Origin of the sequence: Ramlibacter montanisoli (assembly GCF_013087525.1) — a bacterium.
Lineage (GTDB): Bacteria > Pseudomonadota > Gammaproteobacteria > Burkholderiales > Burkholderiaceae_C > Ramlibacter > Ramlibacter montanisoli.
The window spans coordinates 4,208,610-4,234,157 of sequence record NZ_JABFCS010000001.1; the positions used below are offsets into that span (position 1 = coordinate 4,208,610).

General features: G+C 69.3%; 21 protein-coding genes and 8 pseudogenes. 14 read left to right on the forward strand and 15 right to left on the reverse strand.

The genetic code is table 11. The features are described from left to right. Positions 1-172: 172 nt before the first annotated feature. Positions 173-1,213 carry an ABC transporter substrate-binding protein gene (locus HK415_RS20915; protein ID WP_309246865.1) on the forward strand — a complete coding sequence of 347 codons (1,041 nt, stop codon included), beginning with the start codon at positions 173-175 and terminating at the stop codon, positions 1,211-1,213. A 4-nt stretch (positions 1,214-1,217) separates the two neighbouring features. Here the strand turns inward: HK415_RS20915 and HK415_RS20920 are convergent. From HK415_RS20920 to HK415_RS20930, 3 genes and pseudogenes are all read right to left on the reverse strand, one after another. Continuing rightward, positions 1,218-1,728: pseudogene (locus HK415_RS20920) on the reverse strand (TPM domain-containing protein). Beyond that, a pseudogene (locus tag HK415_RS20925) lies at positions 1,728-2,634 on the reverse strand (TPM domain-containing protein). The pseudogenes HK415_RS20920 and HK415_RS20925 overlap by 1 nt, the downstream one beginning before the upstream one ends. A 12-nt stretch (positions 2,635-2,646) precedes the next feature. Next, positions 2,647-3,342 carry a LemA family protein gene (locus HK415_RS20930; protein ID WP_171562620.1) on the reverse strand — a complete coding sequence of 232 codons (696 nt, stop codon included), beginning with the start codon at positions 3,340-3,342 and terminating at the stop codon, positions 2,647-2,649. A gap of 68 nt (positions 3,343-3,410) precedes the next feature. Here HK415_RS20930 and HK415_RS20935 point away from each other — a divergent pair, with 68 nt between their 5' ends. From HK415_RS20935 to HK415_RS20945, 3 genes are read left to right on the forward strand one after another with little or no spacing between them, the layout of a single operon-like run. Next, positions 3,411-4,130 carry a Rossmann-fold NAD(P)-binding domain-containing protein gene (locus tag HK415_RS20935; RefSeq protein WP_309246778.1) on the forward strand — a complete coding sequence of 240 codons (720 nt, stop codon included), beginning with the start codon at positions 3,411-3,413 and terminating at the stop codon, positions 4,128-4,130. Between the two features lie 40 nt (positions 4,131-4,170). Then, positions 4,171-4,623, forward strand: coding sequence for a YybH family protein (locus HK415_RS20940; RefSeq protein WP_171562624.1), 453 nt, complete (start codon positions 4,171-4,173; stop codon positions 4,621-4,623). After that, a complete protein-coding gene (locus tag HK415_RS20945) occupies positions 4,601-5,665 on the forward strand; it encodes a YheT family hydrolase (RefSeq protein WP_373684625.1) in 1,065 nt (354 codons plus the stop codon). Before HK415_RS20940 ends, HK415_RS20945 begins: the two co-directional genes overlap by 23 nt. A gap of 7 nt (positions 5,666-5,672) precedes the next feature. Here HK415_RS20945 and mrdA read toward each other — a convergent pair whose 3' ends face one another. The 4 genes and pseudogenes from mrdA to HK415_RS20965 all read right to left on the reverse strand — a co-directional run bounded on the left by mrdA (position 5,673) and on the right by HK415_RS20965 (position 10,532). Beyond that, positions 5,673-7,955: a penicillin-binding protein 2 gene (gene mrdA / locus HK415_RS20950; protein ID WP_171562629.1), complete on the reverse strand. Its 2,283-nt coding sequence runs from the start codon at positions 7,953-7,955 to the stop codon at positions 5,673-5,675. Positions 7,956-7,984: 29 nt separating this feature from the next. Beyond that, positions 7,985-8,502 (reverse strand): annotated as a pseudogene (gene mreD, locus HK415_RS20955) (rod shape-determining protein MreD). Positions 8,503-8,515: 13 nt separating this feature from the next. Beyond that, complete coding sequence (gene mreC, locus HK415_RS20960; RefSeq protein ID WP_171562631.1) at positions 8,516-9,445, reverse strand: rod shape-determining protein MreC; 930 nt, start codon at positions 9,443-9,445, stop codon at positions 8,516-8,518. A gap of 44 nt (positions 9,446-9,489) precedes the next feature. Next, positions 9,490-10,532: pseudogene (locus HK415_RS20965) on the reverse strand (rod shape-determining protein). 172 nt (positions 10,533-10,704) lie between these two features. Between HK415_RS20965 and gatC the strand changes: the two are divergent. The 3 genes from gatC to gatB are packed head-to-tail and all read left to right on the forward strand — an operon-like array spanning position 10,705 to position 13,909. Beyond that, positions 10,705-11,004: an Asp-tRNA(Asn)/Glu-tRNA(Gln) amidotransferase subunit GatC gene (gene gatC / locus HK415_RS20970; protein ID WP_171563591.1), complete on the forward strand. Its 300-nt coding sequence runs from the start codon at positions 10,705-10,707 to the stop codon at positions 11,002-11,004. Further along, positions 11,001-12,467, forward strand: a complete 1,467-nt coding sequence (gene gatA / locus HK415_RS20975; RefSeq protein WP_171562633.1) for an Asp-tRNA(Asn)/Glu-tRNA(Gln) amidotransferase subunit GatA — start codon at positions 11,001-11,003, stop codon at positions 12,465-12,467. The genes gatC and gatA overlap by 4 nt, the downstream gene beginning before the upstream one ends. After that, the gene (gene gatB, locus HK415_RS20980; protein ID WP_171562635.1) at positions 12,464-13,909 is read left to right on the forward strand and encodes an Asp-tRNA(Asn)/Glu-tRNA(Gln) amidotransferase subunit GatB; all 1,446 of its coding nucleotides are present in this window, start codon (positions 12,464-12,466) and stop codon (positions 13,907-13,909) included. Before gatA ends, gatB begins: the two co-directional genes overlap by 4 nt. 55 nt (positions 13,910-13,964) lie before the next feature. On the opposite strand, the gene HK415_RS20985 is transcribed toward gatB, so the two are convergent. Together HK415_RS20985 and pyrE are read right to left on the reverse strand one after the other, a co-directional pair. Next, positions 13,965-14,615 (reverse strand): DUF4124 domain-containing protein, encoded by a 651-nt coding sequence (locus tag HK415_RS20985; RefSeq protein WP_171562638.1) that lies wholly within the window; start codon positions 14,613-14,615, stop codon positions 13,965-13,967. Positions 14,616-14,626: 11 nt separating this feature from the next. After that, positions 14,627-15,306, reverse strand: a pseudogene (pyrE, locus tag HK415_RS20990) (orotate phosphoribosyltransferase). A 10-nt stretch (positions 15,307-15,316) separates the two neighbouring features. On the opposite strand from pyrE, the gene HK415_RS20995 reads away from it, so the two are divergent. Beyond that, on the forward strand, positions 15,317-16,108 hold the full coding sequence (locus HK415_RS20995; protein WP_253261975.1) for an exodeoxyribonuclease III: 792 nt from the start codon (positions 15,317-15,319) through the stop codon (positions 16,106-16,108). Between the two features lie 102 nt (positions 16,109-16,210). On the opposite strand, the gene HK415_RS21000 is transcribed toward HK415_RS20995, so the two are convergent. The 5 genes and pseudogenes from HK415_RS21000 to HK415_RS21020 all read right to left on the reverse strand — a co-directional run bounded on the left by HK415_RS21000 (position 16,211) and on the right by HK415_RS21020 (position 20,698). Next, positions 16,211-16,606, reverse strand: coding sequence for a hypothetical protein (locus HK415_RS21000; protein WP_171562643.1), 396 nt, complete (start codon positions 16,604-16,606; stop codon positions 16,211-16,213). Positions 16,607-16,632: 26 nt separating this feature from the next. Further along, positions 16,633-16,962 carry a hypothetical protein gene (locus HK415_RS21005; protein WP_171562645.1) on the reverse strand — a complete coding sequence of 110 codons (330 nt, stop codon included), beginning with the start codon at positions 16,960-16,962 and terminating at the stop codon, positions 16,633-16,635. A gap of 135 nt (positions 16,963-17,097) precedes the next feature. After that, positions 17,098-18,201, reverse strand: coding sequence for a phospholipase A (locus HK415_RS21010; RefSeq protein WP_171562647.1), 1,104 nt, complete (start codon positions 18,199-18,201; stop codon positions 17,098-17,100). 32 nt (positions 18,202-18,233) lie between these two features. Further along, complete coding sequence (locus HK415_RS21015; RefSeq protein ID WP_171562649.1) at positions 18,234-18,629, reverse strand: hypothetical protein; 396 nt, start codon at positions 18,627-18,629, stop codon at positions 18,234-18,236. After that, positions 18,626-20,698 (reverse strand): annotated as a pseudogene (locus HK415_RS21020) (ATP-dependent helicase). The gene HK415_RS21015 and the pseudogene HK415_RS21020 overlap by 4 nt, the downstream one beginning before the upstream one ends. A 126-nt stretch (positions 20,699-20,824) precedes the next feature. On the opposite strand from HK415_RS21020, the pseudogene HK415_RS21025 reads away from it, so the two are divergent. The 6 genes and pseudogenes from HK415_RS21025 (at position 20,825) to HK415_RS21050 (ending at position 24,244) form a co-directional block, all read left to right on the forward strand. Then, a pseudogene (locus HK415_RS21025) lies at positions 20,825-21,792 on the forward strand (AEC family transporter). After that, positions 21,789-22,079: a hypothetical protein gene (locus HK415_RS21030; protein ID WP_171562651.1), complete on the forward strand. Its 291-nt coding sequence runs from the start codon at positions 21,789-21,791 to the stop codon at positions 22,077-22,079. Before HK415_RS21025 ends, HK415_RS21030 begins: the two are co-directional and overlap by 4 nt. Before the next feature lie 160 nt (positions 22,080-22,239). Continuing rightward, positions 22,240-22,656, forward strand: coding sequence for a DUF1877 family protein (locus HK415_RS21035; RefSeq protein WP_171562653.1), 417 nt, complete (start codon positions 22,240-22,242; stop codon positions 22,654-22,656). A gap of 36 nt (positions 22,657-22,692) precedes the next feature. Further along, positions 22,693-23,076 (forward strand): hypothetical protein, encoded by a 384-nt coding sequence (locus HK415_RS21040; RefSeq protein WP_171562654.1) that lies wholly within the window; start codon positions 22,693-22,695, stop codon positions 23,074-23,076. 22 nt (positions 23,077-23,098) lie between these two features. Further along, positions 23,099-23,473: a hypothetical protein gene (locus tag HK415_RS21045; RefSeq protein ID WP_171562656.1), complete on the forward strand. Its 375-nt coding sequence runs from the start codon at positions 23,099-23,101 to the stop codon at positions 23,471-23,473. A 12-nt stretch (positions 23,474-23,485) separates the two neighbouring features. Continuing rightward, entirely contained in the window at positions 23,486-24,244 is a 759-nt protein-coding gene (locus tag HK415_RS21050; protein ID WP_171562658.1) for a tetratricopeptide repeat protein, read from the forward strand. 3 nt (positions 24,245-24,247) lie between these two features. Here HK415_RS21050 and cls read toward each other — a convergent pair. Beyond that, a pseudogene (gene cls, locus HK415_RS21055) lies at positions 24,248-25,506 on the reverse strand (cardiolipin synthase). Between the last annotated feature and the right edge of the window lie 42 nt (positions 25,507-25,548).

Genomic DNA, 25,548 nt, shown 5'->3' on the forward strand with positions numbered 1-25,548 from the left:
AGGCTGCCACCACCTCACAGCCCGGCCGTGGACTCGGGTCAGACCCGAGGGGAAAATGGCTGAGCAGGAGTACCCTCCCTGACAGACGGCCGAAGCCGCACTTCGTTGGAGAATCCATGCGCATCCTTGCCTGCACCCTGCTCGTCGCGGCCGCTCCTGCCTGGCCCAGGAGATCGTCGTCGGACAGTCCGCTCCCCTGACCGGCGGCAACGCGGAACTCGGCAACGACATCCGCAACGGCGCACTCGCCTACTTCAAGAAGGTGAACGACGCCGGCGGCCTGCCGCAGGGCAAGATCAAGCTGGTCACGCTGGACGACAAGAACGACACCAAGTTCTCCGGCGAGAACACGAACAAGCTGGTGAAGGACCACGACGTGGTGGCGCTCTTCGGCTATGCCTCGTCCACGCTGAGCATCCCGGCCATGCCCACGGTGATCGAGCACAAGGTGCCCTTCTTCGCGCCCTTCACCGGCGCCGACACCATCCGCAAGCAGAACGATTACGTCTACACGATCCGCGCGACCTATGCCGACGAGATCGGCAAGATCATCAATTTCTGGGGCAACCTGGGCAACACGCGCGTGACGGTGCTGCACTACGACGACACGGTGGGCAAGCAGAACTTCGAGACGGTGGCCAACGTGCTGAAGAAGTTCGACCGCACCCCGGTGTCGGTGGCGATCAAGCGCAATGCGGAGATCACCGACCAGAACGTCAAGGATGCGATGGCCTCCGACCCGCAGGTGATGGTGGTGACCACGCTCTATGCGCCGGCCGCGCAGATGATCAAGCGGCTGAAGGCCGCGCACCGCGCCACCATGGTGACCAGCCTGTCCTTCGCGGGCGCCAGCCAGCTGGCCAAGGCCCTGGGGCCGGACGCCTCGGGCGTCTCGGTGGCCATCACGGTCCCCACGCCGCGGGCCAAGACGGTGCCGGTGGTCAAGGAGTGCGACGAAGCCTGGATCGGCGCGGGCCACAAGGAGCCGATGTCCGTGACCGCGCTGGAGTCCTGCATCGCGGCCAAGGTGCTGGTCGAAGGCATGAAGCGCGCCGGCCGCGAGGTGACGCGCGCCTCGCTGCACCGCTCGCTGTCCGCGCTGGGCCGCTACGACACGGGCGGCTACGTCGTCGACTTCAAGCCCAACTTCCGCCACGGCGGCACTTACGTGGGGATGGCGCTGCTGAAGCCCAACGGCGAAGTGCGGGACTGACGCCTCACCCCAGCACGGGTTGGTCGGGCAGCTCGTTCTCGTTGCCCGCCCCCGCAGCCGCGGGAAAGTGCTTCACCAGCAAGGCCGTGACCTCGTCCACCGCCTGCTTCAGGCCTTGCTCGTAGCGCCCGGCGCGGAACTGCTCGCTCATGTGGCGCACCACTTCCTGCCACTGCGCGTCCGGCACGTGCCGGCTCAGGCCGCGGTCGGCGACGATCTCGATGGCGTGCTCCGCCAGCAGCAGGTAGATCAGCACGCCGTTGTCCTGCTCGGTGTCCCACACCCGCAGCTTGCCGAACATGGCGATGGCGCGCTCGCGCGCGGGTGGCGTCGCGCCAGATGTAGCTGGCCGGCAGGCCGGCCTCGATGTAGATGCGGATCTCGCCCGTGTGAAGCCGCTCGCTCGCGGCCACGTGCTGCGCGAGGCGTTCGGACAGCGCGGGCGGAACGGCACGCGCGGTGTCGCCGTCGTCCACCCACCGGTGCCGGAACAGGCGTTGCAGTCGCTGCATCATCACCAGTCTCCCGAGGCGCCGCCGCCGCCGAAATCACCACCACCGCCGGAGCCGAAGCCGCCTCCGCCGCCACCGCCCCAGCCGCCACCACCGCCGCCGCCACCCCAGCCGCCGGGGAAGATGACCGGGCCGCCGTAGCCGCCGCGCCGGCCGCCGAAGGCCCGGCGGCGCCGGAGAGCAGCGAGAACAGCAGGGCGACGATGCCCGCGATCACCGCGATCACGAGGCTGGAGGTGAACATCATCGCCAGGAAGCCGAAGCCGCCGCCGGTGACCAGCGAGCCCAGCTTGCGGCCGAACATGGCGCGCAGGACGCCGCCCACCACCGGGACGGCGATGAACAGCAGGATGGCCAGGCTGAAGAAGTCGAAGCCGCCCTGGCCGCCGCCCTGCGGCTGCTGCGGCCGGCGCGGCTCGGGCAGGGCCTCGCCGCTGACCCGCGCGATCAGCTGGTCCGCCGCCGCCTGCAGGCCGCCGGCGAAGTCGCCCTGGCGGAAGCGCGGCGTGATGGCGTCGTCGATGATCATCCTGGCGGCCAGGTCGGGAACCGCGCCTTCCAGCGTCTTCGCCACCTCGATGCGCACCTTGCGGTCGTCCTTGGCGACGATCAGCAGGATGCCGTCGCCCACTTCCTTGCGGCCGATCTTCCACGCATTGCCGACGCGGTTGGCGTAGCTGGAGATGTCCTCGGGCAGCGCGTGGTCGGCACCATCAGCACCACGATCTGCGAGCCCTTCTTCTGCTCGAAGGCGGCCAGCTTGTCGTCGAGCGCCTTGCGCTGGATGTCGTCCAGCGTGCCGGTCTGGTCGATGACGCGGGCGGTGAGTTCGGGGACGGGCAGGACGCCCTGGGCGGCCGCCAGCCCGAAGGCCAGCAGCGCCAGCAGGAAGGTGAGGAAGCGCTTCAACACCCGGACAGGTCAGCGCGTGGCGCTGGCCGGCGCCGCGGTGCCCGGAGCGGGCAGCGCGCTGGCGGCCGGCGCGGCCGGCGGCAGGGTCGCGGAGACCGAGGGCGCCGCGCCCGGCGCCGCGGGCTTGCCGAAGTCCACGGTCGGCGGCACCGAGATCTGCGCTTCGTTCTGCACCGTGAAGGACGGCTTGGGGTCGTAGTTGAAGATCATCGCCGTCAGGTTGGTCGGGAAGCTGCGCGCCAGCACGTTGTACTGCTGCACCGCCTGGATGTAGCGGTTGCGCGCGACCGTGATGCGGTTCTCGGTGCCTTCCAGCTGCACGCGCAGGTCGCGGAAGCCCTGGTTGGCCTGCAGGGTGGGATAGCGTTCGCTCACGACCATCAGCCGCGACAGCGCGCTGGACAGCTCGCCCTGCGCCTGCTGGAACTTGGCGAAGGCCTCGGGATTGTTCAGCGTTTCCGGCGTGACCTGCACGGCGGTCGCCCGCGAGCGGGCCTCGATCACGCGGGTGAGCGTTTCCTGCTCGAAGTTCGCCTCGCCCTTGACCGTGGCGACGATGTTGGGGATCAGGTCGGCGCGGCGCTGGTACTGGTTCAGCACCTCGCTCCAGGCGGACTTGGTCTGTTCGTCCAGGGTCTGGAACTGGTTGTAGCCGCAACCACTCAGGGAGGCCAGCAACGCCACGATCAGCAGCCACTTCTTCATGGGGAGTCCTTGTCTCGGCGGGAATCCGCAAAGTTAGCATAGATGGGATGCGGCAGGACCCGGTTCAAGTGCTCCAGGCAGCGGCGCGTGGGACGCCATCGGAGGCGAAGCCGCGCCTGCTCATCGCCGGGGCCACCGGCGTCCTGGGCAACGAAGTGTTGCGGCGGCTGGTCGGCTCCTCCCGCTTCGGCGTGACCCAGGTGCTGGCGCGCGAGCCCATCACGGCCGGCCTGCGCGGCGTGCGCACGACGCTGGTGCCGTCGGAGGATCCGCAGGACTGGCCGCCCGCCGCGGCGGACACCGGCATCATCCTGTTCGATCCGCCGCGCATGTTCCACGAACGCGAGCGCGCCCTGTGGACGCCCACGCCGCGGCAGCTGCTGCCGCTGGCGCGCTGGATGCGCGCCGGTGGGGTTCGGACCGTGGCGATCGTGCTGCCGCACGCGCCCGGGCAGCTGCCCGAGGCGCTCAAGCGGGGGCTGGCCACGCTGGACGAACAGGCGATCGCCGGCCTCGGCTTCGAGCGGCTGCTGATCCTGCGTTCGGCGCAGAAGCCGCCGGAAACCCGGCATCCGGACGTCTTGGTCCGGCTGGCGCACTGGATGCTCGGCATCTTCAGGTACATGGTTCCCTCCAGCGAACAGCCGGTCCGGGCGGCCAAGGTCGCCGAGCTGCTGAACGTGGCGCTGCTGCTCGCCCGACCCGGCATCCACGTGGCGCCACCGGAACTGGTGTGGCAAGCGGCGCAACAGGACGTGCGAACGGTCGCCCGCGGCTGGCTCGGCTGAACAAGCTTGGGCACAATGCCTGCAACACGGCAGTTCGCGCATGCGCAAGTCCAAGCTCCAGGCAGCCCATCTCGAGGGTGACGCCGATGACATCGAAGCGGCTTTCTACGATGCCCTCCAGCGCGGGGACATCGATCGCCTCATGGCGTGCTGGGCGGACGAGGACGACATCTTCTGCATCCACCCGGGCGGGCCCCGGCTGGTGGGCGCCACGGCGATCCGCGCCACCTTCGAAGCCATGTTCAGCGACGGCGGCACGGTGCGCGCCTGGCCCGAGCGCGTGCGCAAGATCCTGGCCGTGGGCAGCAGCGTGCACAACGTGCTGGAGCGGGTGGAAGTGCTCACCTCCACCGGCCCGACCAACGCCTGGGTGATGGCCACCAACGTCTACCACCGCACCGCCCAGGGCTGGCGGCTGGTGGCCCACCACGCCAGTCCCGGCACCACCAGCGAGATCCAGGAAGTCTCGGATGCGCCTTCGGTCCTTCACTAGCGACTTCATGCAGAACTACCGGGCGCCCTGGTGGCTGCCCGGTGGCAACGCGCAGAGCATCTGGCCGGCGGTGTTCGCGCGGCGCACCCGCGGGCCGGTGCCCGAGTACCGGCGCGAGCGCTGGGACACGCCCGACGGCGACTTCGTGCACCTGGACTTCCTGGACAACGACGTGTCCTCGCGCCGGCCGATGGTCGTGCTGTTCCACGGCCTGGAGGGCTCCTCGCGCAGCCACTACTCGGAGGCCTTCGCCGACGTCGCCTGGCGCGGCAAGCTCACCTTCGTGGTGCCGCACTTCCGCGGCTGCAGCGGCGAGATGAACCTGGCGCCGCGCGCCTACCACTCGGGCGACCACGAGGAGATCGACTTCATCCTGCGCACGCTGCGCCAGCGCCACCAGGGCCCGATCGTCGCGGTCGGCGTCTCGCTGGGCGGCAATGCGCTGCTGCGCTGGGCCGCGGAGCAGGGCGAGGAGGCGAGCCGTGTCGCATCGGCGGTGGCCTCGGTGTGTTCGCCGCTGGACCTCGCCGCGGGCGGCCACGCCATCGGCCGCGGCTTCAACCGCATGGTCTACACCACCATGTTCCTGCGCACCATGAAGCCCAAGGCGCTGCACAAGTGGGCGCAGCACCCCGGGCTGTTCGACCGCGAGGCGCTGCTGCAGGCGCGCGACCTGTACGAGTTCGACAACATCTTCACCGCGCCGGTGCACGGCTTCACCAGCACCGAGGACTACTGGGCGCGCGCCTCGGCCAAGCCGCACCTGCACCGCGTGCGCATCCCGGCGCTGGCGCTCAATTCCTGCAACGATCCCTTCATCCCGGCGCACAGCCTGCCGCGGCCGGAGGAGGTGAGCGCGTCCGTCACGCTGTGGCAGCCGCAGCAGGGCGGCCACGTCGGCTTCCCCGCAGGGCCCTTTCCGGGCTACGTGTGGGCGATGCCGGAGGCGGTCAGCGCCTGGCTGCTCCAGGCCGCCGGCATCACGCCGGTGGTGCCGGCGGAGTGGCCGGAATACCCGATGACGGTGCCCGCGGCCCTCTGAAGCCGGCTCAGTCGCCGGCCGGGCGGGGCCCGGTGGCGGCCGGTGCGGCCGCCGGAGCGGGCGTCGCCGGCGCCACCGTCGGAAGGAAGGCGGGGTGGATGCCCTGGTTCACGGGCGGCGGGCTGGGCGTCGGGGGAACGGCCACCGCCGTGAGCGCCTGCGGGGCCGAGGCGGCGGCGAGCGCGCGCGGCGCCGATGCGGACGCCAGGCTGCGCTGCGCCGCTGCTGCGGAAGCCGCTGCTGCGGTCGCGGTCGCGCGCGACGAGGACGCGGCCGATGCGGCGGCCAGGGCGGCCGAGGCCGCGCCGGCCGGCGACAGCAGCGCACCGCCCGGCCCGGTGGGCGGCGGCCACGCGACTTCCGAGGCGACCCGGGGCGTGCCCACGGGGTTGGCCGCCTTGCCCTGGCGCACCAGCGCGAGGTCTTCCTCGCTGGGGTACTGGTTCATCAGGTAGTAGTCGAAGGCGCGGCGCGCGATTGGCGCGGCGGCCGCGGCGCCGAAGCCGGCGTTCTCCACGATCATCGCGATGGCGATCTTCGGGTCCTCGGCCGGCGCGAACGCGACGTACAGCGAGTGGTCGCGCTGGTGCTCCTCCAGCTTGGAGGCGTTGTACTTCGCGCCCTGCGCCACGCCCACGGCCTGCGCAGTGCCGGTCTTGCCGCCGGACAGGTAGCCCGCGCCCTGGAACACGCGGGTGGACGTGCCCTGCTGCGTCACGCCCACCATCGCCTTGCGGATGACTTCCAGGTGCTGGGGCTTGTAGCCCAGGTTCACGGGCGGGTCCCGCGGCACCGGCGTGTTCTGCTTGGTGGTGGAGTCCTGCGTGGCGATCACCAGGTGCGGCTTGTGCTTGACGCCGTTGTTCACCACGGTGGCCAGCGCCTGCGCCACCTGCAGCAGCGTGAAGCTGTTGTAGCCCTGGCCGATGCCCAGCGAGATGGTTTCGCCGGCGTACCACTTCTTCTGCTCCGGCTTCTTGTAGTAGTTGCGCTTCCACTCCTGGCTGGGAAGCACGCCGCGCACCTCGCCGAAGATGTCGATGCCGGTGTACTGGCCGAAGCCCAGGGGCTTCATGAAATCGTGGATCAGGTCCACGCCCATCTCGTTGGCCAGCGAGTAGTAGTAGACGTTGGAGGACTTGACGATGCTGGTGTGCATGTCCACCGCGCCCAGGCCGTGGTCGCCGTGGCTGCGGAACACGTGGCCGCCGAAGGCCCAGGAGCCGCCGTCGTGGATCACCTGCGTCGCCGAGCGCTTGCCGGTCTCCAGCGCCGCCAGCGCCATGAAGGGCTTGTAGGTGGAGCCGATCGGGTAGGTGCCGCGCAGCGCGCGATTGAGCAGCGGCTTGTCGATCGACTCGTTGAGCATCGACCAGTTCTCCTGGTCGATGCCGTCCACGAACAGGTTGGGGTCGAAGGTGGGCTTGCTCACGAAGGACAGCACTTCGCCGGTCTTGGGGTCGATGGCCACCAGCGCGCCGCGGCGGTCGCCGTACATGTCCTCGATCAGGCGCTGCATCTTGATGTCGATCGACAGCACCACCGTGTTGCCCGGCGTGGCCGGGCTGCTGGCCAGCTTGCGCACCGCGCGGCCGCCGGCGGAGGTCTCCACCTGCTCCACGCCGGTGATGCCGTGCAACTGCTTTTCGAAGCTCTGCTCCACCCCCAGCTTGCCGATGTACTCGGTGCCGCGGTAGTTGCCCTGCTCCTCCTCCGGCCAGTCCTCCATCTGCTTCTTCTCGGTCGTGTTGATCCGTCCGATGTAGCCGATGGCGTGGCTGGCGAGCTCGCCCCAGGGATAGTTGCGGAACAGGCGGGCCTTGATGTCGACGCCGGGGAAGCGGAAGCGCTGCACCGTGAAGCGGGCGACTTCCTCGTCGGTCAGCTTGGTGCGGATCGGGATCGAGTCGACGCTCTTGCTTTCCTCCTGGAATTTCTTGAAGCGGCGGCGGTCGCGCGGCTGGATCTCGATCACCTGCGCCAGCTCGTCGATCACCTTTTCCAGCGGGCGCGTCAGGCGCGAGGGCGTGATCTCCAGCGTGTAGGCGGAGTAGTTGGTGGCCAGCACGATGCCGTTGCGGTCCAGGATCAGGCCGCGGTTGGGCACGATCGGAACGATGGCCGTGCGGTTGGCCTCGGCCTGGTCGTCCAGCTCCTCGTGCTTGACCACCTGCAGCCACACCAGGCGCGACGCCAGCAGCAGGAAGCAGACGAGGACGACGACGCTGGCCGCCAGCACGCGGCCGCGGAAGCGCGAGAGTTCGGCTTCGACGTTGCGGAGTTCGGTCATGGGCCTTCGGGGGCGCCGGGGGCGGCGGTTTACAGCGGCCTATTTTCGTCCGGATCGGGCGCCCTGCGTTGGGGAGCCAGCAGGATCACGCTCACGATCGGCCAAAGTGCGGCTTCCAGCACGGGCGCCAGCAGCACGGCCGGGCCGGGGAAGGCGCCGCCGGCCAGCATGCGGATGGCCAGCTCGATGGCGTGCGCCGCCACGAACAGCGGCAGCACCTGGATCGTCTGCGACGGCACCTTGAACCACAGCAGCCGGCGGTGGATGGTGATCGCGAAGTAGCTCAGCGTGGTGTAGGCCAGCGCATGCTGGCCCAGCAGTGAGGCCATGTGCACGTCCACCGCCAGGCCGAAGATGAAGGCGGCGATCACGCCGATGCGCAGCGGCTGGTGCACGCTCCAGAACACCAGCACGACCGCCAGCAGGTCGGGCATCCAGGGCAGGCGGCCGACCGGCAGCATCATCAGGGTCATCGCGACGATCAGCGAGAACCAGATGAACAGGGGTTGGCCGGCAGCAGCAGCGGCTGCCCGGGACGCATGATCATGCGGGCTCGCTCCTCACTTGCGGATCGCCTGGCGCTTGGCCAGCGGCAGCACCGGATCCTCGGGCGCCGGCCGCGCGGGAATCTGGTTGAGCATCGGCTTGAGCACCATCACGTGCCGCGCGCCGTCCACCAGCGCCGCCGGGTGCAGCACGATGCGCGCGAAGGCGGAATCGGGCCGGCGCTCCACCTTCACCACCTTGGCCACCGGGATGCCGGGCGGGTAGACGCCGTCCACGCCGCTGGTGGTCAGCAGGTCGCCGGGCTGCACGTCCGCGTTGGCGGCCATGTAGCGCAGCTCCAGGCCGCCGGTGCCGTGGCGGCCGGCATCGCCATAGGTGATGCCGCGCACGCCGGTGCGGGTGTTGAGGATCGGGATCGCCTGGTCCACGTCGGTCACCAGGGTGACCTCGCTGATGAGCGGGTGCACGCGCGTGACCTGGCCGAGCACGCCGGATTCGTCGATCACCGGCGAGCCGGGTTCGATGCCCTGTGCCATGCCCTTGTCGATGATCACCTTGCGCGTGTAGGGGTCGGCGGCGTCATAGAGCACTTCGGCGGCCGCCGCCGGGGTGGACAGGCGCTCGCGCAGCGACAGCAGCTTGCGCAGCTGCGTGTTCTCGGTGGTGAGCTGCTCCACCTGGTTGGCGCGCTGCGACTGCAGGATGAGCTTGCGGCGCGCCGCTTCCTCGTTGGTGAGGGCGGAGTTCAGCGAGGTGAAGTAGTCCTGCACGGTGCGCACCGCCAGCACCGGCCGCATGGCCACCCACTGCAGCGGGAACAGCACGGTGGCGACCGAGGCGCGCAGCGGCTGGGTGATGCGGAAGCGCGCGTCGGCCACCATCAGGAACAGCGCCAGCGCGCTGCAGACCATCAGCTTCGAGAGAGCGGATGGCCCCTGCTTGAAGAACGGCGGCGGCGAGCGATCAAGGGTGCCTAGTGGCATGGCGGGATTGTGCCCCGGCCCCGCTGAGCCGGTGCGTCAGACGATCACTCGCTCGTGAAGATCGAGCCCAGCCGTTCCATGCGCTCGAGCGCGATGCCGCAGCCGCGCACCACGCAGGTCAGCGGGTCCTCGGCCACCAGCACCGGCAGGCCGGTCTCTTCGGCCAGCAGGCGGTCCAGGTCGCGCAGCAGGGCGCCGCCGCCGGTCAGCATCATGCCGCGCTCGGCGATGTCGGCGCCCAGTTCCGGCGGGGTCTGCTCCAGCGCGTTCTTCACCGCCGACACGATGTTGTTCAGCGGGTCGGTCAGGGCTTCCAGGATCTCGTTGGAGCTGATGGTGAAGCTGCGCGGCACGCCCTCGGAGAGGTTGCGGCCCTTGACTTCCATTTCCTTGACTTCGCTGCCCGGGAAGGCGGACCCGATCTGCTTCTTGATCGCTTCGGCGGTGGGTTCGCCGATCAGCATGCCGTAGTTGCGGCGGATGTAGCTGATGATGGCTTCGTCGAACTTGTCGCCGCCCACCCGCACGCTGCCCTTGTAGACCATGCCGCCCAGGGAGATCACGCCCACCTCGGTGGTGCCGCCGCCGATGTCCACCACCATGGAGCCGGAGGCTTCGGACACGGGCAGGCCGGCGCCGATGGCGGCGGCCATGGGTTCCTCGATCAGGTAGACCTCGCTGGCGCCCGCGCCCAGCGCGGATTCGCGGATGGCCCGGCGTTCCACCTGGGTGGAGCCGCAGGGCACGCAGATGATGATGCGGGGGCTGGGCTTCAGGACGGACCGGGGTGGACCATCTTGATGAACTGCTTGAGCATCTGCTCGGTGACGGTGAAGTCGGCGATCACGCCGTCCTTCATCGGGCGGATCGCCTCGATGTTGCCCGGCACCTTGCCCAGCATCGCCTTGGCCTCGTGGCCGACCGCCTGGATCGACTTCTTGCCCTGGGGCCCGCCTTCGTGGCGGATCGCCACCACCGACGGCTCATCGAGGACGATGCCCTTGTCGCGGACGAAGATGAGGGTGTTGGCCGTGCCCAGGTCGATGGCCAGGTCCGTGGACAAATAGCGTCGGAAAGCTCCGAACATTGGGGGAATCCTCTGTTTCTTCTGTGAAACCGGCCGCATTGCGCGGCCGTTGCACCGGCGGCGGAGACCGCGCGCCGAACGGCGGGATAATACCCGATCCCCTGTGCCGGACCGCTGCTGCGCAAGCCTCGCGCAAGCTGTGTGTGGCTCTGGCGCAATGACTTTTTCCACCATGTCGCTCAACTCCCAAGACATCGCCCGCATCGCCAACCTGGCGCGGCTCGAACTCCAGCCCGCCGAAAGCGAGCGCATGCTGGCCCAGATCAACGGCTTCTTCGCCATCGTGGAGAAGATGCGGGCCGTGGACACGGCGGGCGTCGAGCCCCTGAACCACCCCGTGGCGGCGGTGCAGGACGTGCAGCTGCGCCTGCGCGAGGACGTGGCCAGCGAGCCGAACCAGCGCGAGGCCAACCAGCGCAGCGCCCCGGCGGTCGAACGCGGCCTGTTCCTGGTGCCCAAGGTGATCGAATGACGGCGCTGCACGATTTCACGGTCGCCCAGCTGGCCGGCGAGCTGAAGGCGAAGAAGGTGTCGGCGGTCGAAGCCGCGAAACACTTCCTTGCACGTGGCCGGCAGCATGCGGGACTGGGCGCCTTCCTGGCGACCAACGAGGAGGCGACGCTGGCCCAGGCGCGGTCGGCGGACCAGCGGCTGGCCGCCGGCGACGCCGCGCCGCTCGTCGGCGTGCCGATCGCCCACAAGGACATCTTCGTCACCCGGGACTTCCCCAGCACCGCCGGCTCGAAGATGCTGGAAGGCTACCGCTCGCCTTTCGATGCGACGGTGGTGCGCAAGCTGGCCGAAGCGGGCACGGTGAACCTGGGCAAGCTCAATTGCGACGAATTCGCCATGGGCTCGTCCAACGAGAACTCCGCCTATGGCCCTGTGAAGAACCCCTGGGACACGAGCCGCATTCCCGGCGGCTCCTCCGGCGGCAGCGCGGTGGCGGTGGCCGCCCGCATGGCGCCGGCGGCCACCGGCACCGACACCGGCGGCTCGATCCGCCAGCCCGCGTCCTTCTGCGGCATCACCGGCATCAAGCCGACCTACGGCCGCGCCTCGCGCTACGGGATGATCGCGTACGCCTCCAGCCTGGACCAGGCGGGGCCGATGGCGCGCACGGCGGAAGACTGCGCCCTGCTGCTGTCGGCGATCTGCGGGCCCGACCCGGACCGCGATTCCACCTCGCTGGACGTGCCGGCCGAGGACTTCAGCCGCTCCCTGGGCGGCTCGCTGGAAGGCCTGCGCATCGGCGTGCCCAGGGAGTTCTTCGCCGAAGGGGTGACCGCGGACGTGCGATCGGCCATCGAGTCGGCGCTGCAGCAGTACGAGAAGCTGGGTGCGAAGCGCGTGGAGATCTCGCTGCCGCGCACCGAGCTCGCCATCCCCGTCTACTACATCATCGCCCCGGCCGAGGCGAGCTCCAACCTCTCGCGCTTCGACGGCGTGAAGTTCGGGCACCGCGCGAAGCAGCACGGCGACCTGCTGGACATGTACAGGAAGACGCGCGCGGAGGGCTTCGGCGACGAGGTCAAGGCGCGCATCATGATCGGCACCTACGTGCTCTCGCACGGCTACTACGACGCCTACTACCTGCAGGCGCAGAAGATCCGCCGCCTGATCGCCGACGACTTCCAGCAGGCTTTCCAGCAGTGCGACGTGATCGCCGGCCCGGTGGCGCCCAGCGTCGCCTGGAAGCTGGGCGAGCACGGCGGCGACCCGGTGGCCGACTACCTGGCCGACATCTTCACCCTGCCGGGATCGCTGGCGGGGCTGCCCGGCATGAGCATCCCGGTGGGCTTCGGCGCCGGCGGCATGCCGGTGGGCCTGCAACTGCTGGGCAACTACTTCGGCGAGGCCAAGCTGCTGAACGTGGCGCACCGCTTCCAGCAGGCCACCGATTTCCATCTGCGCAAGCCGGAGGGCTTCCAATGAGCAAGCTCGTCCACGGCTGGGAAGTCGTCATCGGCTTCGAGACCCACGCGCAGCTGTCCACCGACAGCAAGATCTTCAGCCGCTCGCCGACGAAGTTCGGCGCCGAGCCCAACACGCAGGCCTCGCCGGTGGACCTGGCGCTGCCCGGCACGCTGCCCGTGATGAACGTGGGCGCGGTCGAACGCGCGATCCGTTTCGGCCTGGCGATCGGCGCGCACGTGGCGCCGCGCAGCATCTTCGCGCGCAAGAACTACTTCTATCCCGACCTGCCCAAGGGCTACCAGATCTCGCAGTACGAGATCCCGGTGGTGCAGGGCGGCGTCGTCGAGTTCTACCTGGGCGAAGAGAAGAAATCCGTGCGCTTGGTGCGCGCCCACCTGGAGGAGGACGCCGGCAAGTCGCTGCACGAGGACTTCGTCGGCCAGTCCGGCATCGACCTGAACCGCGCCGGCACGCCGCTGCTGGAGATCGTGACCGAGCCGGACATGCGCTCGTCCGACGAGGCGGTGGCCTACGCCAAGGAGCTGCACAAGATCGTCACCTGGATCGGCATCTGCGACGGCAACATGCAGGAAGGCAGCTTCCGCTGCGACGCCAACGTGTCGGTGCGCAAACCTGGGCAGCCCTTCGGCACGCGGCGCGAGATCAAGAACCTGAACTCCTTCAAGTTCATGAAGGAGGCGATTGACTTCGAGGTGCGCTGGCAGATCGAGCAGCTGGAGGACGGCATCGCCATCCAGCAGGCCACCGTGCTGTTCGACCCCGACACGGGCGAGACGCGCGCGATGCGCACCAAGGAAGACGCTGCGGACTACCGCTATTTCCCGGACCCCGACCTGCCGCCTCTGGTGGTGGCGCCCGAGTGGGTGGAGCGCGTCCGGCGCGAGATGCCGGAGCTGCCGCGCGTGATGGCGGCCCGCTTCGTCAACGACTTCGGCCTGCCGGAGTACGACGCGACCACGCTCACGCAGAGCAAGGCCATGGGTGCGTACTTCGAGGAAGCGGCGAAGGCGAGCGGCCAGGCCAAGCTGGCCAGCAACTGGATCATGGGCGAGGTGTCGCGCCGGCTGAATGCGCAGGAGATCGCGATCGAGGCCGCGCCCGTGCAGGCGCCGACGCTGGCCCGGCTGATCCAGCGGATCGCCGACGGCACGGTCTCCAACAACGCCGCGCGCCAGGTGTTCGACGCCTTGTGGACCGGCGAGGGCAGCGAGGTCGATGCCGTGATCGAGGCCAAGGGCCTCAAGCAGGTCAACGACAGCGGCGCCCTGGAAAAGATCGTCGACGAGGTGATCGCCGCGAACGCCGCCAACGTGGAACAGGTGCGTGCCGGCAAGGACAAGGCCTTCAACGCGCTGGTCGGCCAGGCGATGAAGGCGAGCAAGGGCAAGGCGAATCCGCAGCAGGTGGGGGACCTGCTGCGCAGGAAGCTCGGGGTGTGACGCGCCGAACGTCGGGGTTCGCCTGCGGGCTCACCCCGACACCGCACTCAGCGCGTCACCGCACGGTGACCGGCGCCGAGGCCGCCGCCTGCTGCCCCCACAGCCTCTTCAGCCGCACCAGCTGCTCGTCGTAGCGCCTGGTGATCCGCGCCTTCTCTTCTTCCTGCGTCGCGACCGTGCGGGCCTGCGCCGCGGCCTGCTGCTCGTTGTCTTCCAGCTGGCGCTTGAGTTTCGCCACGGCCTCGGGCGGTGCCTTGGTCGCATCCGCCTGCGTGCGCAGCTTCTTCTGCTGGTCCTGCAGTTCGGCGATGCGCTTGCGGCTGCTGGCGATCGCCTCGTCCACCGGCTGCAGGGCCTTGGCGCGTTCGGCGTCGTGCGCGGTCTGGCTGGGGTAGCGGGCCACCAGCAGCTTCTGCGTCCGCTTTTCCTCGGCCTGGCGCTGCTGCTCCTCGGCCAGCTTGCGGTCCTGTTCATCCTTCACGGCGCGTTCGGCCGGCGTCAGCGTCGGCGGAATGGTGCGGCGGACCGTGCCGAGCGGGCTGAGTTCCTTCTGCTCGCGGTCGCTGCACTCCGGGATCGCGCGGTCGGACGTGAGCCGGCGGCCCTTGGCGTCGACGCAGGAGTAGATCCGCGACTGGGCCCATGCACCGGCCACGGCCCCGGCGAGGGCGCAGGCCAGGACGACGTGACGCAGCAGGGCGGACATGGTTCTTCCTTTCAGCCGGCTCCGTAGCGGTCCCGGTAAGCCAGCACCTTCGCGTGGTGCTGCCCGAGCGCATCGCCGGCATGCATGTCGAGGTACTGCAAGAGGTCTGCCAGCTTGGCGATGGCGCACACCTGCAGGCCCAGTTTTTCACGGACATATTGCACGGCGCTCCAGGAAACATCCTGCCCGCCCTCGGTGGCCTTCTCCTGCCGGTCCAGCGCGATCGCCACCGCCTGGGGGTGGCACCGGCCGCCTGGATCAGCGCGATCGACTCGCGGGCGGCGGTGCCGGCGGACATCACGTCGTCCACGATCAGCACCTTCCCGCGCACCGGCGCGCCCACCAGCGAGCCGCCCTCGCCGTGGTCCTTGGCCTCCTTGCGGTTGTAGGCATAGGGCACGTTGCGCCCCAGCCGCGCCAGCTCGATCGCCACCGCCGCCGCCAGCGGGATGCCCTTGTAGGCGGGGCCGAACAGCATGTCGAATTCGATGCCGGACGCGAGGATGCGCTGTGCATAGAATTGCGCCAGCCGCCCCAGCTTCTCGCCGTCGTCGAACAGTCCGGCGTTGAAGAAGTAGGGCGACAACCGCCCCGCCTTGGTCTTGAATTCGCCGAAGCGCAAGACCCCGGAGCGCACCGCGAACTCCACGAAATCCTGCGCCAGCCGGTCCTGGCCCGTCACCGCCACCATGGGAAATTCCTTGTTCAAACTGACCAGCCTCAACCTGAACGGCATCCGCTCGGCCGCCAGCAAGGGCGTGGAGGCCTGGGTCGCGCAACACAGCCCGGATTGTATTTGCGTGCAGGAAGTGAAGGCCCAGGCCGAGGACGTGCACGGCCGGCACGACCAGCTCGCGGGCCTGCGGGGCCACTTCCACTTCGCGCAGAAGAAGGGCTATTCGGGCGTGGGCGCCTTCACGAAGCACGAGCCCAGCGAGGTGATCGTCGGTTTCGGCTGCGAGGAGTTCGACGCCGAGGGCCGCTATGTCGAGCTGCGCTTCGACACGCCGCAGCGCAGGCTGTCCATCATCAGCTGCTACTTCCCCTCCGGCTCCTCCGGCGAGGACCGCCAGCAGGCCAAGTTCCGCTTCCTGGACGCGCTCGACCCGCACCTGGTGCGCCTGAAGCAGTCGCGCGACTTCATCCTGTGCGGCGACATCAACATCGCCCACAACGAGAAGGACCTGAAGAACTGGAAGGGCAACCGTAAGAACAGCGGTTTCCTGCCCGAGGAACGCGCCTGGATGACAAAACTGTTATCCGAAACGGGTCTGGTCGACGTTTATCGTCATCTGCACCCCGAGACCACCGACGACTGCTACACGTGGTGGAGCAACCGCGGCCAGGCCTATGCGAAGAACGTGGGTTGGCGGCTGGACTACCAGATCGCCACGCCGGGCATCGCGGAGAAGGCGCGGGAAGCGGCGATCTACAAGACGACCCGTTTCAGCGACCATGCGCCGCTGACGATTCATTACGAGTTGCCGATCTGAGAAGCGCGGGTTGGAGCGGCTCGCGCTGGCCGCCCTCTACCTGGGTTTGCCTGCGTGGTTGCTGCTCCGGCTGCTGGCTTCGTGAAAGCCGGAGCACTGGCGTTACGGCCGGACGCCGTTGAACACGATCGCCTGGCCGCGGAAATCCCTGAAGGGGTCGAACACCACTGCCGCCTCCAGCCGGCGCTCGGCCGGGTGGAACAGGACGACCCCCTTGAAGGGCAGGTTCGTCAGCAGGCAAGGCGCCGGCCCGCTGATGACGATGGTCAGGTCGAAGGCGTTCGCGTCGGATCGGGGCGTGGCCTTGCCGTTGATGGGGCAGCCGTTCACCGAGCTGCTGACTTCGCCGGTCGCGGTGACGTTGAACACGGCAGGGCGGTCGCCGGCCCGGAACGAGACCGTCCCGGTGAACGACCCGGCCAGCTCCGAGAGCCTCGCCTCGTCATCGAGGTCGCGCACGTAGCTCACGGCGAAGGGCAGGCTGGCCGGTGCGTTCACCGAACCAACCACGGACTGGCGCGCGCTCAGCTTGCCGGACAGGGGGCGTTGGCGGACGACAGCGGGAAGGGGCCGTACTTGCCTTCCCAGTTGTAGTCGCGGCCGTTGTCCGCGGTGAACTTGGCGCCGTGGAAATCGCCGGTGCCGACGTAAACGCCGCCCAGGGTGGACACACCGGGCTTCGAATACATCATGTAGTAGGTGCCATCCCCCAGGACGATCGCATTGGCCTCGCGGTTGCCGTCGACGGTGCCCTTCCAGAGGCCGGCATAGGGATCGCCGCCCCCGCAGGAGGACAGCAGCAGGCCGGCGAGCAGGGCGAGGGACAGGCGGGTGGCGCGGGTGAACAGCTTCATACGTAACCTTTCGATACGCGGACTGCCGAAGGGTTGCAGTTGTGTGCCTAGCCGTCAAACCCGTCCGGGCACCTGCCCGACCGTTCGGCGCCCGTTTCCCTACCGCTCATCGCCGCCGGGGCTTAAGCGTGATCCCTACCACTCGGACAGGCTGACCCCTATGGTGAACACGGACCGCCGCCGGTTGAAGTCGAGCAGGGTGTCGCCGTAGCCGGTGAAGAAGCCGGTGTACAGCTGCAGGCCGCCGGGCGCGAGGTCGCCGCCATCCCACAGGGTGCGCGACCACTCCAGCCGCAGCGAGCCGCGGGCGGCGCGGCGCAGGCTGTGCCTGGCGGTGACCGTGACGTGGTTTTCGGCGTTCTGCCAGCCCGCCTGCAGCTCCGCCCGGCCGAAGTAGTTGCTGATGCCGGGGTTGTCGTCGTTCGCGCGGTCTTCGTCGATGCGCTGCCAGATCGGGGCCTGCAGCTGCACCTTGTGGCGCTCGGCCCCGGCCATCAGGTAGGCGCGGTTCCAGCTGCGCGAGTAGGGCAGGGACTGGCCGTTGGAGTGGTGCACGATGCCCAGCCCTCCATAGCGCAGGCGCCAGCCCGCCAGGTCCGCGGTGAACGGGTAGATGTAGAACAGCTCGGGCTCGTGGTCGGTGCTGCGGAAGGGGCGCGAGATGCCGGGCGTGAACAGCTGCCAGTACGACTGCTGGCTGTAGGCGAACCACACGGAGTCGCTGAAGTTGGAGGCATCGGGGGTCAGCATGCCCTTGGCGATCTTGCTGCGCACCGAGACCTGCAGCCGCATCTCGCGCGTGCGGTAGTCGGTGGCGGTGATCGCGTTGTTGGCAGGATTGTCGGAAGTGGGCTGCCGGTTGACGGTGTCGCCGAAGGCGGCTGCCGCGATCATCGGCCGCAGGCTGCGCAGGCCGAACACGCCGCAATCGCTGCCGCGCTCCAGCTCCCAGAACCGCGAGAGGTGCGTGTAGGCGGTGTCGCGGCAACCCTCGCGCGCGGTCAGGCGCGCGCTGCGCGCGGATTCGGCGACGGCGGCCGGGGCGGCAACAGGCGGGGGCAGCACGGGGGCCGTGGCGGCGGCGGGCGCACGCTGGCCCTCGGCCCAGCGATCGAAGCAGGCCAGGCGCTGCGCGGCCTCGCCCATTGCCGCGCATGCCTGCCAGCCGTCGGCCCCGGTTTGCGCGTGGACCGGCAGCAGCAGGAAGGCGGCAGCCGTTGCGAAGAGGAATCTGGACATGCGGCATCCTAGCCGCGGCCGGCGCGTGCGCGTTACTGCTTGCGCAGGATGAAGGGGCGGCCGGTCTGCTCGCCGTCGATCGTCCAGGTGCCGCGCACCTCGCGGCCGCAGGAGCCTTCGACGACTTCGCCGATCCAGGTGGCGCTGATGCGCTTACCGTCGGCGCTCTCCTCCAGCGTGAACTCGCCGTCCTCCACGTCGCCCGCGACCGCGCGGCGCTCGCCGTTGCGATTGATGGTGCCGCGGAAGCTCTCGGCATAGTGCGGATGCTTTTCCAGCAGCAGCGTGCCGGCATGGCCGCTGCCCTGCAGCTCCGCGCGCCACAGGCCCAGCATGTGCGACTGGCCCACCTCGCTGGCGTGCGGGCAGCTTTCCTGGGCCCACGCCGGGGCGGCGCACAGCGCCAGCAACCAGAGCCAGCGCCTCATGCGGTCCCCGGCGATGCGGCGGCGGCAGCGGCGGCGTCCGCGCTCTTCTTGGCGAATTCCGCGCGCAGCGCCTTGAGTTTCTCGCGCGGGTCTTCCTTCACCGTGGTCTTGTCCAGCGCCATCTCCGCGATGAAGCGGCTGGGCTGGGCGGCGATCATCTCGCGGCCCTTCTTGCGCTTCCTGCTCCAGCTCACCGCCAGCGAGCGCTGCGCGCGCGTGATGCCCACGTACATCAGGCGCCGTTCCTCCTGCAGCCGCAGCGCGAAGGATTCGCTCACCGCCGCGCCGCCTCGTCCTCGGGCTTGAAGGGCAGCATGCCTTCCACGCAGCCGGCCAGCAGCACGTGCGGCCACTCCAGGCCCTTGGAAGCGTGCAGCGTGGACAGGGTCACCACGTTCTGGTCCTTCTCGCGCTCGCTGATGGTGGACAGCAGCGCGATGGTCTGCGCCACCTCCAGCAGGTTCTTGCGCTCGCTGGCGATCGCCACGCCGGCCGCGTCGTCGATCTCGCCGCCGCAGCGCTGCGCCATCCAGTCGCAGAACTCCAGCACGTTGGTCCAGCGGGCGGCGGCCACCTTCTCGTTGTCCTCGCCGTCGTACAGGTGCTTCTCATAGCCGATGTCCTTGAGCCACTCGGTCATGAAGGCGCGCGCGTCCTCCGCGCCCACGGTGTGGCGGGCGCGGTACTCGAGGTCGTTCACGTAGCGGCCGAACTCGTGCAGGCTGCCCACGGCGCGCGCGTTCAGCACGCTGCCCAGCGAAGGCGAGAACAGCGCCTCGAACAGCGAGCTTGTACTGGCTGGCGAACACGCCCAGCGAAGCCAGCGTCTGGTGGCCGATGCCGCGCTTGGGCGTGGTCACCGAACGCAGGAAGGCCGGGTCGTCGTCGTTGTTCACCCACAGGCGCAGCCAGGCGCACAGGTCGCGGATCTCGGCGCGGTCGAAGAAGCTCTGGCCGCCCGAGACCTTGTAGGGGATCTGCGCCTTGCGCAGCGCCTGCTCGAACACGCGCGCCTGGTGGTTGGCGCGGTACAGCACGGCGAAGTCCTTCCAGTCCTTGCCCAGGCCGTTGGCGCGGATCGACTGGATGCGCGCCACCATGCGCTCGGCTTCGTGCTCCTCGTTGTCGCAATCGACCACGCGCACCGGCTCGCCTTCGCCCAGCTCGGAGAACAGCGTCTTGGGAAACAGCTTCGGGTTGGGCTGGATGACGTTGTTGGCCGCGCGCAGGATCGCGCTGGTGGAGCGGTAGTTCTGCTCCAGCTTGATGACCTTCAGGTTCGGGTAGTCCTGCGGCAGCTTGCGCAGGTTGTCCAGCGTCGCGCCGCGCCAGCCGTAGATCGACTGGTCGTCGTCGCCCACGGCGGTGATGCGGCCGCGCTCGCCCACCAGCAGCTTGAGCAGCTCGTACTGGGTGGCGTTGGTGTCCTGGTATTCGTCCACCAGCACGTGGCCCAGCAGCTTCTGCCACTTCTCCCGCACTTCGGGGAAGTCGCGCAGCAGCTTGAGCGGCATGCCGATCAGGTCGTCGAAGTCCACGCTCTGGTAGGCCGTGAGGCGCTCCTCGTAGCGCGCCATGATCCTGGCGACCATCTTCTCGATGTCGTCCTTGGCCTGTGCCTCGGCCTGCGCGGCGTTCAGGCCCGCGCTCTTCCACGCGCTGATGGTCCACTGCCACTGGCGCGCGGTCGCGGCATCGGTGGTGCCGCCGGCGTCCTTGAGGATGCTGGTGACGTCGTCGGTGTCGAGGATGGAGAACTGGGGCTTGAGGCCCAGCGCGCTGCCGTCCTGCCGCATCATGCGCACGCCCAGCGCGTGGAAGGTGCAGATCACCACGTCCTTCGCGTCGCGGCCCACCAGCGACTTGGCGCGCTCGCGCATTTCGGCGGCGGCCTTGTTGGTGAAGGTGATGGCGGCGATGCGTTTGGCCTCCAGCCCGCCCTGGATCAGGCGCGCGATCTTGTGCGTGATCACGCGCGTCTTGCCCGATCCGGCGCCGGCCAGCACCAGGCAGGGCCCATGCATGTAGTTGACGGCTTCTTGCTGGGCGAGGTTCAGTCCGGCGGACATCGATTGGGCAAACGGGTACTGCGGGGGAGACAGCGGCAGATGATAAGCGGCGCCGGGTGTTGTCATTCCGCGATGCGCGGGTACCCAAGCGACAGCCCAGTGATGAGTTGCAAGGACAATACGCGCGTGCTAAGCGTCCTTGCGGTCACTTTTCCCTTCTTCGCCCTGGTGTTCGCCGGCTACCTGGCCGCGCGGCGCCGCGTGCTGCCCTTCGAGGCGATCGGCGGCCTCAACACCTTCGTGCTGTTCTTCGCGCTGCCCTGCATGCTGTACCGCTTCGGCGCCAGCACGCCGATCGCGCAGATGCTCGACCCGGTCGCCATGGCGGTGTGGCTGGCGTGTGCACTGCTGGTGGTGGCCGGCACCGTGAAATTCAGCATGAACGAGCGCATCCGCTGGAACGACGCTTCCTTCGGCGCGCTGGTGGCCGCCTTCCCCAACACGGGCTTCATGGGCGTGCCGCTGCTGGTGGCGCTGCTCGGCGCGCAGGCGGCCGGGCCGGCGATCCTCACCATCTCGATCGACCTGGTGATCACCAGCTCGCTGTGCATCGCGCTGTCCAGGCTGGACGGCGCCGACGAACACGGCGCCGCGCTGGCGGCGAAGAAGGCGCTCAAGGGCGTCGCGCTGAATCCCATGCCCTGGGCCATCCTGCTCGGGGGCTGTCGTCCGCCTTCGCCTGGAGGCCGGTGGCGCCGGTGATGAACACCATCGGCCTGCTGGCCGATGCCGCCTCGCCGGTAGCCCTGTTCACCATCGGGGCCGTGCTGGCGCGCTCGCAGTTCGTGGCCGCGCAGGGCGAGCACGGGCCGCTGCCGCTGCGCGACTTCGTGCCGGTGTCGCTGGTCAAGCTGGTGGTGCATCCCCTGATGGTGTGGGGCGTGGGCCTCGCGGTGCGCGCGGCGGGCGTGCCGCTGGATGCCTTCACGCTCACGGTGATGGTCCTGGTGGCGGCCTTGCCCAGCGCCAGCAACGTGTCGGTGCTGGCGGAGCGCTTCGGCGCCGACACCGGACGCATCGCCCGCATCATCCTGCTGACCACGGCGGCGGCCTTCCTCACCTTCTCGGCGGCGGTGGCGCTGTTGAAGCAGTGAAGCGGCTGGCCGTCGCAGCGACCTGCGCGCTGCTCGCATCCTGCGTGCTGGTGCCGCGCACGGTGCACGGCTGGGACCCGGAGTGCCGCGTCACCGTGCGCAGGATGGAGCTGGAACCGGTGCAGATAGCCTCCATCCAGCATTGCCACAACGAAGGCTGCCTTGCGCTGCTGGCCGCCGCCGGCGCCACCGCCGCCGCCAGCGCGGTGATCTCCGGCAGCATCACCATCGTCGGCAACGTCGTCTACTGGCTGGAAGAACGCGGAAGCTGCAAGCGCGCGTCGTAGCCGCGCTCGGGTGGACGGCAGTGCATTGCCGACGGACGGACAGCGCTGTGCCGTTCTGCCAACAAGGCGCCGCCATGCGGCCTGGCGGCGCTGACACAGCGCGCACTCACCCCCTATATTCCTTCGAACGAGGCCGGCGAGCCTCGGAGGAGGAGAGAGCATGAGCACTGCCGGCGGCTTCTACGCGCTGTCCGACGACCAGTTGAAGCGCCTGCTCGCGGGCGAGCTCGCCTACGCGGGTTTTCTCGGCAAGGGCGGCGGCGAGCAGCCGCGCGAGCTGCATGCCGAAGCCCTGCAGGTCTGGTACGAACTGAGCCAGGTGCTGCAGGGAGAAGCCGCCTGCGGCGCCGAGCAGACTGACAAGATCCCGACGATGGTGGGCTACTCGTTCTCGCCGCAGGTGCAGGCCACCGCGGCCAGGCTCGCGGGCCTGCCGGATGCCGAGATCCGCACGCGCTGCGAAAGCGCGCTGATGGAAGCGACGCCCGACCAGGTGGTCGCCGCGGTGCAGGGACTCAAGGCCTTCTACCAGCGTGCCGCCCAGAACAAGGACGCGGTGCTGTTCCGCGTCGCCTGACCCCACCCACCTGCCGCCCGAGCGGTGCAGTACCCCATGTCGGCCCAGACCCAGATCCGTTTCGCCTCCCTCGCCGCCGCCGCCTACGGGCTCGTGCTCGTGAGCGGCATCGTCCACCACTTCCAGCGAACGGGCAGCCTGCGCGCGCTGGTCCACAGCCTGTCGCAACCCGCGGTGTGGATCGCGCTTCTCATCGCGGCGCTGGTGGCCTTCGGCTTGTGGAAGCGCTACGCCTGGGCCTGGTGGCTGGGGGTGGGGGCCGCCGCCGCCTACCAGGTCTTCCGCATCACCCTGGCCTACGTGCAGGGCGGCGCCTTCGGGCGTGTGCCGGGCTTCGCGACCCTGCTGGCATTGGCGCTGCTGGTCGTCCTGCTCGTGCTGCTGCTGCCACGCAAGGCGCGGCTCGGTTGCAGCCGGTGAACGGCCTGCCATGAAGCACTGGATGAAATCCTGGAACGGCAACGCGCTGCTGGCATGGCTGGCGGTGCTGGCCTTCGCGGCCGCCGCATTGTGGCCGCGCGTGTTCGAGGGCGACATCCCGCTCGTTGGATTGCGCGCGCTGTCGGACCTGCGCATCGGCGTGCCGCTGTCGCTGGCCGCGCTGGCGATGGCCGTGTTCCTGTCGGTGCCCGCCTGGGCCAGCCGCGACGGACTGCTGGTCTGCGCCGGCGCTTCCCTGTGCCTGTTCGCCGTGGTCGCCTACGCGGTCGGTGCGTCGGCGGCGCTGCCCTTCGCCTTCATCGGCGGCAACATCCTGCGCGAGTCGCGTGCGGCCCGCGCGCGCTCTTCGCCCCTGTGGGCGGAAACCATCCGATAGGGAGAGCAAGCCATGCCGATCGTCGGCTTCGGACTGTATTTCGCGCTGGCCATCTTCTGCGCGGTCCACGTGGTGCGAACCGGGCAGCCGCTGTACTGGCTGATGATCCTGTTCGCTTTCCCCATCGTCGGCAGCCTGGTGTACTTCGTGGCGGTCTACCTGCCCAACTCGCGGCTGCAGCGCAACGCGCTGAAGGCCGTGTCGGCCGCCGCCAAGGCGATCGACCCGCAGCGCGAGGTGCGCGCCGCGCAGGCCGCCTTCGAGGAAACGCCGACCGCGCAGAACCAGATGCGGCTGGCCGCCGCGCTGCTGGACGTGGGCGATGCGCCGGCGGCGGCGCGGGCCTACGAGGCCTGCATGGCCGGGCCGTTCGCACGCGACCCCGAGATCCGCCTGGGCGCCGCCCGCGCCTGCGTGGAATGCCAGCGCCATGCCGATGCCTTGCGCCACCTGGAGCCGCTGCGCCGCGAGCAGCCCGACTTCCGCCCCGAGCAGGTCGCGCTGCTGCTGGCGCGCTCGCTGGCGGGGACTTCCCGCGATGCCGAAGCACGTGCCGAGTTCGCCGAAGCAGAGTCGCGCTTCGGCACCTTCGAGGCCAAGGCGGAATACGCGATCTGGGCCTACGCCATCGGCGACCGCGTGACCAGCGCACGCCTGCAGGCGGAACTGGACAAGGTCGCCGCGCGTTGGAGCCCGCTCACGCGCGAGCTGAACGAGCCTTCGCTGCGCCGGCTGCAGGCCGCGAGGGAGCTCGCGGCGAAGACGGCCTGAGCGTCACAACACCGGCGACAGCAGCGCCGCCACCCGCTCGCGCGCCTTCTCCAGCGCGGGGCGCCGCTGCCAGTCCTGCAGCGTCACCTTCTTGCAGCGCTGCAGGTCCTGCTCGAACACGTTGGTCAGGTGCCGCGCGAATTCGCGGTCGTACACGTTGAGGTTGGCCTCGTCGTTCAGGTGGAAGGAACGCGGGTCGAAGTTGGTCGAGCCGACGGACGCCAGCAGGCCGTCCACGATCACCACCTTGCAGTGGTACATGGTCGGCTGGTACACGTGCATCTCCATGCCCGCTTCCAGCAGTTCGCCCCAAAGCGCGCGCGAGGCGTGGCGCACGGTCTGCTGGTCGATCTTCTTGCCGGGCGTGATCACCCGCACGCGCACGCCGCGCTGCAGCGCCGCCACCAGCGCGACGCGCGCCATCTCGTCGGGCACGAAGTAGGCGCTGGAGATGTCGATGGTCTTCACCGCCGCCGTGATGGCGATCAGGTACATCAGCTGCATGCTCTCGCTGCCCCCGCTGGGCGAGCTGTGGAACATCTGCGCCTTCTGCGGCCCGGCATCTTCCAGGGTGGGAAAGTAGTCCTCGCCGTGCAGGATGCGGCCGGTGGTCTTGCTCCAGTTGGACAGCATCACGCTCTGCATCTGCGCCACCACCGGCCCTTCGACCCGTAGTGCGTGTCGCGCCAGTGCTCCTCGTCCTGCGCGTGGCCGGTCCAGGGCGGCGCGATGCCGACGCCGCCGGTGAAGCCGATGCGGCCGTCCACGATCAGCAGCTTGCGGTGCGTGCGGTTGTTGATGCGGCCCAGGTTGTACCAGCGCAGCGGATGGAAGCGGTGCACCTCCACGCCCGCGTCGCGCATGGTGTCCACCATCTGGTTGTCCACCTTGATGCTGCCCAGCCAGTCCAGCAGCACGTGCACCTTCACGCCGGCGCGCGCCCGCTCGGACAAGGCCCTGGCGAACTCGTCGCCGATCTCGCCCGACCAGTAGATGAAGGTCTCGAACAGCACCGTCTTGCGCGCGCCCCGGATCCCCTCCAGCATTGCCGGGAAGATCTCGTCGCCGTTGTTCAGCGCGTGCACCTTGTTGCCGCTGACGATGTCGGGGCCCAGCAGCATGCCCATGGCGCGGAAGAACTGCGGATGGTCCACCGGGTACAGGTGGGGAATCTCGTGCGTGACGCGGCGCTCCCCGGCGCTGAGGTTCACGTAGAGGAGGGCGGCGATGAGGGCGAGGCCTACGCCCAGGGCGATGTACATCCGTCTTGCGCTTCGTTTGGCGAAGCGTGGATGCTAACGAGA

Bases quoted from the DNA above. Each gene is read 5' to 3' on its own strand.
- HK415_RS21010 (WP_171562647.1), bottom strand. From the start codon at position 18,201: ATGTCCAGATTCCTCTTCGCAACGGCTGCCGCCTTCCTGCTGCTGCCG.
- HK415_RS20930 (WP_171562620.1), bottom strand. From the start codon at position 3,342: ATGAAGAAGTGGCTGCTGATCGTGGCGTTGCTGGCCTCCCTGAGTGGT.
- HK415_RS21050 (WP_171562658.1), top strand. From the start codon at position 23,486: ATGCCGATCGTCGGCTTCGGACTGTATTTCGCGCTGGCCATCTTCTGC.
- mreC (WP_171562631.1), bottom strand. From the start codon at position 9,445: ATGCCACTAGGCACCCTTGATCGCTCGCCGCCGCCGTTCTTCAAGCAG.
- HK415_RS21015 (WP_171562649.1), bottom strand. From the start codon at position 18,629: ATGAGGCGCTGGCTCTGGTTGCTGGCGCTGTGCGCCGCCCCGGCGTGG.
- HK415_RS21005 (WP_171562645.1), bottom strand. From the start codon at position 16,962: ATGAAGCTGTTCACCCGCGCCACCCGCCTGTCCCTCGCCCTGCTCGCC.
- HK415_RS20985 (WP_171562638.1), bottom strand. From the start codon at position 14,615: ATGTCCGCCCTGCTGCGTCACGTCGTCCTGGCCTGCGCCCTCGCCGGG.
- mrdA (WP_171562629.1), bottom strand. From the start codon at position 7,955: ATGACCGAACTCCGCAACGTCGAAGCCGAACTCTCGCGCTTCCGCGGC.
- HK415_RS21045 (WP_171562656.1), top strand. From the start codon at position 23,099: ATGAAATCCTGGAACGGCAACGCGCTGCTGGCATGGCTGGCGGTGCTG.
- gatB (WP_171562635.1), top strand. From the start codon at position 12,464: ATGAGCAAGCTCGTCCACGGCTGGGAAGTCGTCATCGGCTTCGAGACC.
- HK415_RS20940 (WP_171562624.1), top strand. From the start codon at position 4,171: ATGCGCAAGTCCAAGCTCCAGGCAGCCCATCTCGAGGGTGACGCCGAT.
- gatC (WP_171563591.1), top strand. From the start codon at position 10,705: ATGTCGCTCAACTCCCAAGACATCGCCCGCATCGCCAACCTGGCGCGG.
- HK415_RS20945 (WP_373684625.1), top strand. From the start codon at position 4,601: ATGCGCCTTCGGTCCTTCACTAGCGACTTCATGCAGAACTACCGGGCG.
- HK415_RS21040 (WP_171562654.1), top strand. From the start codon at position 22,693: ATGTCGGCCCAGACCCAGATCCGTTTCGCCTCCCTCGCCGCCGCCGCC.
- gatA (WP_171562633.1), top strand. From the start codon at position 11,001: ATGACGGCGCTGCACGATTTCACGGTCGCCCAGCTGGCCGGCGAGCTG.
- HK415_RS21035 (WP_171562653.1), top strand. From the start codon at position 22,240: ATGAGCACTGCCGGCGGCTTCTACGCGCTGTCCGACGACCAGTTGAAG.